Consider the following 11,783-nt stretch of genomic DNA (forward strand, 5'->3'; position numbering starts at 1 on the left):
TCAGGCTCCCGGCATGGAGATCAACGCGCCCCCGCAGCCTCGAGCTTGCTCTCGAGTGTTGCCCAGTCTGCGGTGCCGACCGGGGCGCCGCTGATGAAGAAACTGGGGGTGCCCGTCACGTTGTACTTGGTTGAGGCGACTTCCGTCTGCTTCGCGAGCGCTTCGGCCTTTGCCGTATCGGCAAGGCAAGCCGCGGCTTGATCGCGCGAGATGCCGCGCGCTGCGAAGAACTCGGTCATCCCTGCGAGATCAGCAATCGCCTGCATGCGCTGAGCAGGAGGCAGCGCCGCCGCCTGCTGCAGGCGAGCGTCGCCGACGCTCTGCAGATTGCTGAACATGGTGGGCTGCCAAGCCCAGAACTGCTCGCTGAGCGGGATGACAGCCTCCTCCGAACCGCACGTGGCGAGGAGGGTGGCAGGCACGTCGAGTGCGTTGAGCATGAAGTAGCGCAGCTCATAGCTGACACGTCCGCTCCCGACGTATTCGTTCATGAGCTCTTCAGAGCTTTCCTTGGCGAAGTCGGCGCAGTGCGAGCAGGATAGAGCGCCGTATTCAACCAGCTTAATGGGCGCCTCGGGGTTGCCCACTCGGTAGCCACCTTCCTCGGTCTTCGTCACGACGTCGGTCCACGCCTTGCCCGCAGGCGCTTCGACCTTCTCGATCGGCTCACCGCTGGTCGGCGCTTCCGTTGGGGTCTTGTCGCCGCAGGCAGCGGTGGCAAGCGCGAGGGGAATCATGGCCACGCCAAGCGCGAAAGAGCGAATCCGGGAAATCATGGAAGAGGTCCTTCTTGCAGGAGGGCGTCAGCTAACCCGAAGCCGGGCTGATATCAAAGTGGCGGTTGGGGGTGGAGGCCTTGTCTCCACAGATGAAGGGGGCAGGCTCAGAGCCTTGAATCGATCTGTCGTGCGAGCGTTTCCCAGTCGTGGATGTCGGCCAGCAGTTCGCCGTTGATCGCGAAACTTGGTGTACCCTCCACTCCCGCGGCAATGGCATTCTCGGTCTGGCCAGTCACCCGCTTCATCACGGCGTCGTCTGCGAGGCACTGATCCACTTGCGCGCGCGAGTAGCTCCAGCGAGCCATGATCTTGTAGAAGTCAAAATCGGAAGCGATCGCGCGCAGGCGTTCGCGTACAGGGCCGGTGGTCCACCGCTCGGTCTGAGCTGAGCTGAAACTCGACATCTTGGATAGCCATTGGTCCTGCGCGCCCATAAAACCATCGTGACGCGCGAAAAACATCTTGGGGTTTCCGCAGTTGGTCAGCATCGCGACCGTCAGGTCGACCGGATTGCGAAGGACCTGCTGCACGGTGACGGACAACTTCCCTTGTGGCACGTAGGTCAGCCGGAGCGCGCCGTCGGCTTGACGGTGGAAGTCGCCGCAATGTGGGCAGGTATAGCTTACATACTCGGTCAGCTTCACCTTCGCGCCAGGATTGCCCAGCGTGTAAGCTCCGTCCGGACCCATGGTGATGGTCGCGTTCCAGTTCGGGTGCGGTGGGGAAGCCGCCACGGTCATGGCGGCAAGGGCCAGCACAGCGATCATGCGAATGGGTCGGGGAATCACGTCTCGTCCTTGTCCTTTGCTGTCGCCATACTGCGCGCAAGCGATTCCAGAACCGCTCGCAATTCCGGATCACCGATATCGCGGAGCGATTCGCCCAGCTCCATCGGCACAGGTTTCAATGAAGGCGGCGCTTTCGGTGCAGAAGCAGGCGGTGCCTTAACCTCGCCTTGTCGAAGCTTCACCCTCGCGACTGCATTGTAGCCGAAGAAGCGGTTCACCCGCTCCACGATCTCGGGGATCACGTGCTGGATGATCGGCGCGTGAGCGGGCACCACCACCAGCTGCAGAATACCGTCATGCCTCTCGCCCGGGGGAAAGCGGATCGATTCGGGTGTGCAGATACGGGCGTGCCTCGGGCCCACGATCTCCGGCCAGCGGGTAACGACGCTTGACTGGACGAAGCCGAAGCGCCGGAACGCCGTGCGACCTACCTCGGGCATCAGGTCCGAAATGGCACGAGCCTGGCCGCCGCGCGGACGTTCGTAGCGCTTGAGGGTTCCCGCCTTCGCTTCAGCGCTCTTGCTCGTCTTGCCGTCTGCCAAGTTCTCGACCCGTTCCATTACCCATTGGCCAATGCCATAGCGCTGCGATGGATGCCAGTTCGCAAGATGTCTCCGGTGCGTTGCTCGACTGGTACGATGCGCATGCGCGCGATCTCCCCTGGCGTTCGTTGCCGGGAAGCCCGCCACCAGACCCTTACCGCGTGTGGCTCTCGGAGGTCATGCTGCAGCAGACGACGGTTGCTGCGGTGAAGAGCTATTTCGCAAAGTTCACGGACCGCTGGCCTACGGTCGAGGCGCTGGCTGCGGCAGATGAGGGCGAGGTGATGGCGGCGTGGGCGGGGCTGGGTTACTATGCCCGCGCTCGCAACTTGCTAGCTTGCGCTCGTGCGGTAGCGGACAGCGGCGGCAAGTTTCCGAGCAGCGAGCCTGGCTTACGCGCCTTGCCGGGCCTGGGAGCCTATACTGCCGCGGCGGTGGCCGCGATTGCGTTCGGGCAGCGTGCTGTCGTGGTTGACGCCAATGTCGAGCGCGTGGTCTCTCGCCTCTTCTTCGTGACAGAGCCGCTACCCGGCGCACGCGCAGCGATCCGCCGCCACGCAGACGCAATTACGCCCAGTACGCGGGCCGGCGACTTTGCACAGGCGATGATGGACCTTGGCGCCACCATCTGCACGCCGCGGGCACCTCGATGCCTTTTGTGCCCTCTCTCCTCGTCATGTGCGGCGCGGGCCAGCGGTGAGGCGGAGCGCTTCCCCGTGAAGGCGCCCAAGAAAGCGCGTCCGCAGCGCAGCGGACGAGCGTTCTGGGTAGAGCGTAACGACGCGGTATGGCTGGTACGCCGTCCCGGTAAGGGCATGCTCGGTGGCATGCGCGCACTGCCCGACGATGGCTGGAGCGCGCGAACGGACGGTGAGGGCGCCGCACCTCTTTCCGGGCCCTGGGACGCCGGTGGCGTGGTGGCGCATGGCTTCACGCATTTTCAGCTTAACCTCCACCTGGCAGTTTACCGCGGCGACGAATGGTCTAGTCTTGCCGCGCAGGAAGGCGAATGGTGGCCGCTGAAGACGATCGGCGATGCAGGACTGCCAACACTTTTCGCGAAGGCGGCGCGCCTGGCGCTGGCTGCAAGGGGAAAGGATTCTCGATGAAAGGTGTAAGCGAACTTGAGGCCGCTTTGGACCGGCGCGCGCTGCTCTCGCTTGGCCTCTGTGCAGGTCTGGGATCACTGCTGCCCAGCCTCGTGCGCGCCGCCGAGCTGCCCGAACTTATGCCGCATGTGCGGGCCGTTATTGAAAAGTGGGTGGGACCGGGCAAGTTCCCCGGCCTCGTGGCCTCGTTAGGGCTTCCTGGGCAAGAGGCACAGTTCATCGCCCGAGGCAGCGACGGCTTCACCGATCTCGACCCGATGACGCCGGACACGCTGTTCCGCATCTATTCGATGACGAAGCCGGTGACGGGCATGGCGGCGATGCAGCTTATCTCGCAAGGCAAGATGGGCCTCGACCAGCCGCTCTACGAAATCCTGCCGCAGTACCGGCACATGAAAGTGCAGGATACGTATGACGGCTCCATCACGGCCTTGCATCCCGCGCCCCGGCCCATCACCATACGCCAACTCCTGACTCACACCTCAGGACTTGGTTATTCCATCATTCAACAGGGCCCCATTGCTGAATTGATGGCAGCGAAGGGGCTGACCGCAGGCAGAGTCACGCGGTTGCCCGTACCCGGCATCTTCCGCTCGCAGGCCGTGGAGGGGCTAGACGTTTTCGCCGACCGTCTCGCCGAGGTGCCACTGGTCTACGACCCCGGTACCAAGTGGAGCTACTCGCTTGGACTAGACCTCATGGGCAGAGTCATCGAGGTGGTCTCCGGCCAGCCTTTCGACATCTATCTGCAAGAGAATATATTCACTCCCACCGGGATGGATGACACCAGCTTCCAGGTCGCGCCCGCCGATGCTGGACGGCTCGCTACCAACTACGGTGTGCTTGAAGGCATCTTCGTGCCGATCGACGAGGGCGCCACTTCGATTTACCTGGAGAAGCCGGCCTTTCCTTTCGGAGGAGCCGGCCTTGTCAGCAGCCCTCGCGATTACGACCGCTTCCTGCGGATGCTGGCGCAGCTTGGTGAAATCGACGGCAAGCGCGTCTTGACCGAAGAGGCTGTGCGGCTCGGCACGTCCAACCTGCTGCCCCCCGGGGTAGCAGGTCCCAGCATGATGGGGCCGGCAAGCGGCTTCGGGGCGGGTGGCCGCGTCGGCTTGGGCGAAGAAGCTGGCATCTTTGGTTGGGCGGGCGCGGCAGGAACCGTGGCGATGGTCGATATAGTTCATGGGATCCGCTCGCAAATCTTCGCGCAGTTCATGCCGCCCACGGCCCTGAACCTCTTGCCCGAATTCCAGACGGCGCTGAAGGCGGATGTCATGGCCCTGCTGCAAAGGCGGTGAGGGGTGCTCGACCCTCTCCAGGCTGCGCCGATCGCTTTCGCCGGCTCCCGTATCGACCGCGCCGACCATCTGCGCTCCGATCCGGCTGCTGTAGTTGCGCTACGTACAAGTGGAGGGCGGCTGTTACGGCTCGATGGCCTTGATCCCGTGCTTACCGAAGCAGGCACGTTGGACTGGGGCGAAGTAGCGGATCTTCCTGCCGAGGCGGAGCTGGTGTTTCTGGGGCTGGACACCGATCGCGAGGGTGTCGGCTGCTTTGCGCAAGTGCCAAAAGAACCTGCAGGTAATGCTTTCATGACGGGGCCACGAAGCTGGGGCGCCATGGCAGTGCTGCCGAGCGATGAACTGGCGGTATACGGGAGTGCTCGCGCGCTTGTCGGATGGCACATGCGGCACCGCTTTTGCGCTGTATGCGGCAGTCCGTCCGATCTGGCGAAAGGTGGCTGGCAGCGGACTTGCCGGAATCATGAGTGTGGCGCTGAGCATTTCCCGCGCGTCGATCCGGTGACGATCATGCTGGTCGAGCACGACGGGAGATTGCTGCTGGGACGGCAGCCCCGCTTCCCTGCCGGGCGTTATTCAGCGCTGGCTGGCTTCGTTGAACCGGGTGAGACGATCGAAGAGGCTGTTGCTCGTGAGGTATTCGAGGAAGCAGGAGTGCGGATACGCGGCGTCACGTATGTCGCCAGCCAACCCTGGCCTTTTCCGTCTTCGCTCATGATGGGCTGTCATGCCTATGCGGACAATCCCGGCATAACGATTGACGAGACCGAGTTGGAAGATGCCCGCTGGTTCTCACGCGGCGACGTGGCCGAGGCACTTGAGGCGATCGATAGAGGCGAGAACGGTCGCGCATTCGGCGCGCCACCGGCTACGGCCATTGCGCATGTTCTCCTCCGCTGGTGGATTGATCGCCAGATCGGATGAGGCGTGGCAGCTGTCTTGCTTCGGCCGGTTAGAAGGGGCGCGCGTGTCGGCCTGACCGACACGCGCCTTGGCGGTTACTGCCGGTTTGTCTTGGGTCTCGGCACTCGGTCCCCTTCATCCGACTTGCGTACGCGCTCCACTTCGGGCTCGCTACCATCGGCATTGGAGAGCTCGGCACGGCTCCCTACGTCTCGCTGCAAGGTTCCGCCTGCCGAGGATCCTGTACCGCCTCCAAGTTCCTGGGCGCGATCGATTAAGTCGTTGTCCGGGTGGCGTGATTGGCGTTCTGGCATGGTATTATCTCCTTCTGCCCATACAACGGCTGGGAGAATAACCCCGTTCCTCCGCCTGTCTCAGACCAGCCCCAGCTTCGCGAGTTCGCCGATGAGGCGGGGCGGCAGGACATCGCCTGCAGTCTCGCCGTCCGAAAGGTCATGCGGCGCTTCGTCTTCGTCAAGGTAACGCCAGCCCTGGTGCGCGCGCTTGGGCCTGGTGTGGACGGGGATCAGGAGGGGAGCCAAGCGAATATGCCATCGGCCATCGTCCCGCTGTGCAAAGCCCTTGAGCGGTGAGCGGCCAATCAGCGCGTGCTCAAAGATCCAGTAAAGTGAGCCTCCCGCCATCTCCTCATGCCGCTTGGGCAGATAACGTGTGGTCAGCAGTGCTTCATTGGCATGGCTCTCAAGCCACGCCTTGAGGCTGGAAGGGCTCTCGGCACTGTAGGCAATCTTCGTCATGTGGAGGGGCATGACGGGGAGATAAGGATGGTTCGGTTAGCCGACCATACCCGACATCGTGGCTAGGCCAAGGAAGACGAGAAAGCCCATCGAATCCGTAACCATGGTGACGAAAATAGAGGAGGAAATTGCCGGGTCTGCCTTGAAGCGATCTAGCGTGAGTGGCACGAATACGCCTGCAAGGCCCGCTACGACGATGTTGGTCATCATGGCCAGAGCAATGACCAGCCCCAGAATGGTATTCTGAAATATGAGGCTGACCGCTATGCCGATGATGACAGCGACAGTGCTGCCGTTCAGCAAGGCGATAGCCATTTCGCGACGTATCGCGCGCCATGCGTTTGTTGACGCGAGCTGATTGGTGGCCAGTGCGCGCACGGTTACCGCCAGCGTCTGTGTCCCTGCATTGCCTCCAAGCCCTGCGACAATCGGCATAAGCGTGGCGAGTGCCACCATTCTGGCGATTGTGTCTTCGAACATCGCGATCACGGAGGAGGCCAGGGTGGCGGTCAGCAAATTGCCGATGAGCCAGCGCACCCGCGCCAGGTACGCATCGCGGATCGGTTCGTGAATGTCGCCGTCGCCCGCACCGGACAACAGCAGGGCGTCCTCTCCCGCCTCTTCCTGAATGATGTGGACGACATCGTCGACGGTGATCTGTCCTACGAGCCGACCGGCATCGTCGACGACAGCCGCAGAAATCAGCGCGTACTTCTGGAAGCGTAGCGCAACTTCCTCCTGGTCCATCAGCACGGGGATCAGCGTCTGGTCCCTTGCCATCACATCAACCAGCGAGATCGAGCGGGGCGTGCGCAAGATCCAGGATAGCGCACAAGTGCCCACCGGGCGGTGCATGGGATCGACGACGAAGATTTCCCAAAACTCGGTCGGCAGCTCACGCCCTTCGCGAAGAAAATCGATGAGATCGCCAACCGTCATCGATTCCGGAACCGCTACAAATTCACGGCTCATCAAGCGACCAGCGGATTCGCTGGGGTAGGCGAGGGCGGCCTCAATGGCGGCACGGTCCTCGGGGTCGAGCTCAGCCAGAATGGCTTGTTGGTCCGCGCGGTCAAGGTCCTCGATCATCGCGACGGCGTCGTCGGTTTCCAACTGCTCCGCGATTTCCGCGACGACGTCTGCGGGCAGGCCCTCCATCAGCCGTTCGCGAACCCAGTCATTGAGTTCGGCGATAACCTCGACGCCCATGAGGTCGCGGATCGCCCGAGCCAGCGCGATCCGCTCTTCCTCGTCGGTGAGTTCAAGCAGATCGGCAATGTCAGCGGGGTGAAGCGGCTCGACTAACGCATAAACGCGCTCGAAGTCTTCGTCGCGCAGAGCTTCCCGAACGTTCCGGAGGAAGTCGGGCCTAAGCCGGTTGTCCTCGTCATGGTGCTCCTTCTCAGCCGCGGCTTCATAGCCGCGGTCAGCATCCTCCACCAGTTCGTCTTCGATGTGCTCCGCCGCCATGCGCGAGCGGTCTAAGCAGGTCTATTTCAAAAGCAACCGCACATGCTGCACCGCGGTGCGTCCTGCCTCGTTTTCGACCGTCTGACGATGATCTCGGAGCTGAGGGTGACATTGGGTGGCCAGTGCCTGTAGGAGGGGGCAAACGACAGGAGACGCTAATGGCCGATGAATACCTCACTCTGACGCTCGACACGGGCAACGCTGGCGGTGGCGACGTGAAGATCAAGCTGCGTCCGGATCTGGCGCCGGGTCACGTCGACCGGATCAAGGAACTGGCCGGCGAAGGTTTCTACGACGGCGTGAAGTTCCATCGCGTGATCGAAGGTTTCATGGCACAGGGCGGCTGCCCCAACGGTACCGGCATGGGCGGCTCCGACAAGCCTGACCTCAAGGCGGAGTTCAACTCCGAACCGCATGTGCGCGGCGTATGCTCGATGGCCCGCACCAACGCTCCGCACTCGGCCAACAGCCAGTTCTTCATCGTCTTCGACGACGCCACCTTCCTCGACAAGCAATATACCGTCTGGGGCCAGGTTGTCGAAGGCATGGAGCACGTGGATGCGCTGCCGAAGGGCGAGCCGCCAGCGAATCCAGGCAAGATCGTCAAGGCGACCGTCAGCGAAGGTTGAAGCTAACTAGACTGCTAAAGCGAGATCGGGTGGCGGAACGCTCCGCCTCCCGATCTCGAATGTTGTGGCGAAATCTGCGAAGTTACGCCCGGCAGCGGCCGAGGCGCTTAAACATTTGCCTGCAGGAGCCACTCCCGGAAGATCTTCACGGGACGCGCCTCCAAGTCCTTGTGCCGGCAAATAAACCAGTAGCGATAGGGACTCTCGACGTCGATGTCGTAGAGCACGGCCAGTCGGTCATCTCCCGCGCGGCGGAAGTGGTCGTCGTGCATGATCGCAATGCCGAGGCCCTGTGCGGCGGCTTCCAGCACAAGCTGGCCAGAGTTGAACCGATCGATCGAGGCAGGCTCGAGCTTGCTCATGCCCAGCGCCGCTTTCCAAGCGTCGAGGCTGGCAGGCAGGTCGTTGTGGATGAGGAACGTCTGGCGCGAGAGCTTGGCCTGATCGGGAACGTCGCCGAGCTCCCTGGCGACCTCCTGAGAGACGATCGCGTAAACCTTGTTGTGGTCGAGCTGAACTGAGTAGAATGCAGGATCTGGCGCTTTCGCCAGGATGATGGCGGCATCCAGAGAATCGCCCACTTGGTTCTCAAGGTTAGGGCCGGTTTCGATATCGATATGCAGGCGTGGATGCAGCCGGCGCAGCTCGGGCAGCCGCGGGAAAAGGCGCTGCCCCCCGAACAATGAGGGGACGCCCAGATGCAGCCTAAGCACTTGGCCACGCTCGACTTGAGATTCCACGGCCTCTGCGAGCTCTTCCAGTTTCGGGCCTACCACGTTGTAAAAGGCCAAGCCTTCGTCCGTCAGCTTCATCGATTGATGCTGGCGCGTGAAAAGCCTCTTCCCGGTGAAGTCCTCCAACGCCGCCACTCGGCGCGACAGCGCGGACGGAGACAGCGCCAACTCGCTGGCCGCCGCTTTGGCTGAGCCTAGGCGGACAACGCGTACGAAGGCCTCAAGTGCTCGCAAGGGGGGCAGACGACGTACGACCAATGTATTCTCTTCTTCCGCTCTTGGCGCCAGTTTTACCCGGCCTGCCTGTTCGGCTCACTCTCGGCCCTACTGACCGGCGGGTGTAGCCGGAGTCTTGTTACGTGGCGTTCGTTGCCGTCGGTCACCTCAATACGCCAGCCGCTCTCGTGATCGAGGATCGAGCCGACCTCGGGCACTTGCTCGGCCAGCACAGAGGCCAGACCACCCAGAGTATCCACCGCTTCTTCCACTTCGGCAAGGCGAGGGTCGATCTTCTCCGCCACTTCCTCAAGCTCGACGCGCGCATCGGCGTCCCAAGCGCCGTCTTCCAGCTGCACCAGCATGACCTCAGGCGCGTCGTCGTGCTCATCCTCGATATCGCCGACGATCTCCTCGACAAGATCCTCGATCGTGATGATGCCATCGGTGCCGGAATACTCGTCGATCACGACGGCGAGATGGATGCGCTTGGCGCGCATATCGGCCAGCACGTCAAGCGCACCGCGTGCTTGCGGCACGAACAACGGTTGACGCAGCAAAGTTGTCCAGTCCGCAGGCGGCACGTTGCCGCGTGCGAGGATTGGAAAGACATCCTTGATGTGGATCATGCCGCGGACTTCGTCGAGAGATTCTCCGAAAACGGGCATGCGGCTGTGCCCGTGCTCGGCAAAAGCCTCGATCACCTCCTCCCAACTTGCCGAAGCGGGGATGGCGATGATGTCGCTGCGGGGGACCGCTACGTCATCGGCATCGTTCTCGCTGAAGTGCAGGAGATTGCGAAGCATTTGCCGCTCAAGAGGCGACAAGTCGCCGCTCCCGTCGTCAGCGCTTTCACCGTGTTCGTTGATCACATCCTCTATCTGCGAGCGCAGCGACTGGTCGACGTCGGATACGAACAAGCGGCGGATGACGCGCCAGAGCGTGCCGTTACTGTCCGGGTCTCCCGATCCGGACTCCGCGTTGCGGCCATTCTCGGCCATCTTAATGGTCAGCCCCTATAGCTAAAGTTCGGGTGCATATGGGTCTGCAAGGCCCATGATCGCAAGAGCCTTTGTTTCGAGTGCCTCCATCGCGTCTGCGTCGGCCTCGCTCGTTTCGTGGTCGTATCCAGCGAGATGAAGCAATCCGTGGACGATCAGGTGCGCCGCATGGTGCTCCACGGATAGACCTTTGTCCTGCGCTTCCCTGGCGCAGGTCTCCAGCGCGAGAGCGATGTCGCCGAGCAGCTCGGGAGGGCCATGAGGCGTGAGAGCCACCAGGCTAGCGCGATCGAGCATCGGGAAGGACAGGACATTGGTCGGTTTGTCCTTCCCGCGCCAATCCCGATTGAGAGCCTGAATCTCTTCGTCGTTCGTGAACAGGAGGCTTGCCGCGAGGCGGGGGTTCCGAAGTTCGTCGGCCACCTGCGCAGCGGCTTCTGCGGCACGCTGCGCGAGGTCTTCCCAAGCCACCTGAGAGGGCCAAGCGGCCTCGATATCGATGTCCAAATCCATCGTGCGCGTACTTACTCGGTGGGTCCTTCGTAGGCATCAACGATCCGTCCCACGATCGGGTGGCGCACCACATCCGCCGAGGTGAAGCGGGTGACGTCAATGCCTTCAATGCCTTCGAGGCGGGAAACTGCATCTGCAAGGCCGCTCATGCGGTCCCCGCCAGGAATGTCGACCTGGCGCGGATCGCCGCATACCACCATGCGGCTGTTCTGGCCGAATCGAGTGAGGAACATCTTCATCTGCTCGCGCGTGGTATTCTGCGCCTCATCAAGGATGACGAAGGCATCGGCCAGCGTGCGCCCGCGCATGAATGCGATCGGAGCGATCTCTATCTCTCCACTGGCGAGGCGGCGCTCCACCTGCTCAGGAGGCATGCAATCGTAGAGCGCGTCATACAGCGGGCGCAGGTAAGGATCGACCTTGTCCTTCATATCGCCGGGCAGGAAGCCGAGCTTTTCGCCAGCCTCGACGGCGGGGCGCGAGAGGATCAGTCGTTGGACAGAGCCGGTCATCAACTGGCTTACCGCCTGTGCGACCGCGACGTAAGTCTTGCCAGTGCCCGCCGGACCAAGCGCGAAGATGATATCGGACTTGGTCAGCGCGCGCATGTAGTCGATCTGCGTTGCCGAGCGCGGCACGATCGTCTTGCGACGGGTGCGTATCATGATCGGCGGCACACCCCCGCCGGCATCGCCCGTGACGATACCTTCCAGCGTGGGTTCGGCGGACATGGTGATCAGGGCCTCGATGGCGCCGGAATCGAGATCGTGGCCTTGCTCCAGGCGGTGATACATCCCGGTCAATGTCTCGCGAGCCCGAGCAACAGCGTCTTCCGGGCCTTCGACCTGAATGCGATTACCTCGTGCGGCGATATAGACGCCCAGACGATTCTCGACCTGGACGAGGTTGGCATCGAATTGGCCGAACAATGTCCCGAGCAGCGCCGGTTCGTCGAACTCGACCTCAACACGCGCTCTGCGCGGTGCATCTGGCCTGAACTGCGTCGGCTCACCGACGCGCGCTGACTTTCGAGCCAT

Annotated in this window: 14 protein-coding genes; 4 read left to right on the forward strand and 10 right to left on the reverse strand. The window is 62.5% G+C overall.

What is annotated here, in order from left to right; all coding sequences use genetic code 11:
- Positions 1 to 20: 20 nt before the first annotated feature.
- From ABVV53_RS07100 to ABVV53_RS07110, 3 genes are all read right to left on the reverse strand, one after another.
- On the reverse strand, positions 21 to 776 hold the full coding sequence (locus tag ABVV53_RS07100) for a DsbA family protein (RefSeq protein WP_353983696.1): 756 nt from the start codon (positions 774 to 776) through the stop codon (positions 21 to 23).
- Positions 777 to 883: 107 nt separating this feature from the next.
- Complete coding sequence (locus ABVV53_RS07105; protein ID WP_353983697.1) at positions 884 to 1,567, reverse strand: thioredoxin domain-containing protein; 684 nt, start codon at positions 1,565 to 1,567, stop codon at positions 884 to 886.
- Positions 1,564 to 2,127, reverse strand: a complete 564-nt coding sequence (locus tag ABVV53_RS07110; protein ID WP_353983698.1) for a DUF721 domain-containing protein — start codon at positions 2,125 to 2,127, stop codon at positions 1,564 to 1,566. Before ABVV53_RS07110 ends, ABVV53_RS07105 begins: the two co-directional genes overlap by 4 nt.
- 29 nt (positions 2,128 to 2,156) lie before the next feature.
- On the opposite strand from ABVV53_RS07110, the gene ABVV53_RS07115 reads away from it, so the two are divergent.
- The 3 genes from ABVV53_RS07115 to nudC are packed head-to-tail and all read left to right on the forward strand — an operon-like array spanning position 2,157 to position 5,446.
- The gene (locus ABVV53_RS07115; RefSeq protein WP_353983699.1) at positions 2,157 to 3,218 is read left to right on the forward strand and encodes an A/G-specific adenine glycosylase; all 1,062 of its coding nucleotides are present in this window, start codon (positions 2,157 to 2,159) and stop codon (positions 3,216 to 3,218) included.
- Positions 3,215 to 4,519, forward strand: coding sequence for a serine hydrolase domain-containing protein (locus ABVV53_RS07120; RefSeq protein WP_353983700.1), 1,305 nt, complete (start codon positions 3,215 to 3,217; stop codon positions 4,517 to 4,519). Before ABVV53_RS07115 ends, ABVV53_RS07120 begins: the two co-directional genes overlap by 4 nt.
- 3 nt (positions 4,520 to 4,522) lie before the next feature.
- A complete protein-coding gene (gene nudC / locus ABVV53_RS07125; RefSeq protein WP_353983701.1) occupies positions 4,523 to 5,446 on the forward strand; it encodes an NAD(+) diphosphatase in 924 nt (307 codons plus the stop codon).
- 74 nt (positions 5,447 to 5,520) lie between these two features.
- Here the strand turns inward: nudC and ABVV53_RS07130 are convergent, their stop codons facing one another.
- Genes ABVV53_RS07130 through mgtE form a run of 3 tightly spaced genes read right to left on the reverse strand, consistent with a single transcriptional unit; the run spans position 5,521 to position 7,653 of the window.
- Positions 5,521 to 5,739 carry a hypothetical protein gene (locus tag ABVV53_RS07130; protein WP_353983702.1) on the reverse strand — a complete coding sequence of 73 codons (219 nt, stop codon included), beginning with the start codon at positions 5,737 to 5,739 and terminating at the stop codon, positions 5,521 to 5,523.
- Between the two features lie 60 nt (positions 5,740 to 5,799).
- Positions 5,800 to 6,195 carry a DUF1489 family protein gene (locus ABVV53_RS07135; protein ID WP_353983703.1) on the reverse strand — a complete coding sequence of 132 codons (396 nt, stop codon included), beginning with the start codon at positions 6,193 to 6,195 and terminating at the stop codon, positions 5,800 to 5,802.
- Between the two features lie 24 nt (positions 6,196 to 6,219).
- Entirely contained in the window at positions 6,220 to 7,653 is a 1,434-nt protein-coding gene (gene mgtE / locus ABVV53_RS07140; RefSeq protein ID WP_353983704.1) for a magnesium transporter, read from the reverse strand.
- Positions 7,654 to 7,811: 158 nt separating this feature from the next.
- Between mgtE and ABVV53_RS07145 the strand changes: the two genes are divergently transcribed.
- Positions 7,812 to 8,282 (forward strand): peptidylprolyl isomerase, encoded by a 471-nt coding sequence (locus ABVV53_RS07145; RefSeq protein ID WP_353983705.1) that lies wholly within the window; start codon positions 7,812 to 7,814, stop codon positions 8,280 to 8,282.
- Positions 8,283 to 8,389: 107 nt separating this feature from the next.
- Here the strand turns inward: ABVV53_RS07145 and ABVV53_RS07150 are convergent, their stop codons facing one another.
- Genes ABVV53_RS07150 through ABVV53_RS07165 form a run of 4 tightly spaced genes read right to left on the reverse strand, consistent with a single transcriptional unit; the run spans position 8,390 to position 11,783 of the window.
- On the reverse strand, positions 8,390 to 9,274 hold the full coding sequence (locus ABVV53_RS07150) for a LysR substrate-binding domain-containing protein (protein ID WP_353983706.1): 885 nt from the start codon (positions 9,272 to 9,274) through the stop codon (positions 8,390 to 8,392).
- Between the two features lie 32 nt (positions 9,275 to 9,306).
- Positions 9,307 to 10,233 carry a hemolysin family protein gene (locus tag ABVV53_RS07155; protein WP_353983707.1) on the reverse strand — a complete coding sequence of 309 codons (927 nt, stop codon included), beginning with the start codon at positions 10,231 to 10,233 and terminating at the stop codon, positions 9,307 to 9,309.
- A gap of 21 nt (positions 10,234 to 10,254) precedes the next feature.
- Entirely contained in the window at positions 10,255 to 10,746 is a 492-nt protein-coding gene (gene ybeY / locus ABVV53_RS07160; protein WP_353983708.1) for an rRNA maturation RNase YbeY, read from the reverse strand.
- Between the two features lie 11 nt (positions 10,747 to 10,757).
- Positions 10,758 to 11,783, reverse strand: a complete 1,026-nt coding sequence (locus ABVV53_RS07165) for a PhoH family protein (RefSeq protein WP_353983709.1) — start codon at positions 11,781 to 11,783, stop codon at positions 10,758 to 10,760.

Origin of the sequence: Novosphingobium kalidii, assembly GCF_040534015.1 — a bacterium.
GTDB classification, from domain to species: domain Bacteria; phylum Pseudomonadota; class Alphaproteobacteria; order Sphingomonadales; family Sphingomonadaceae; genus Novosphingobium; species Novosphingobium kalidii.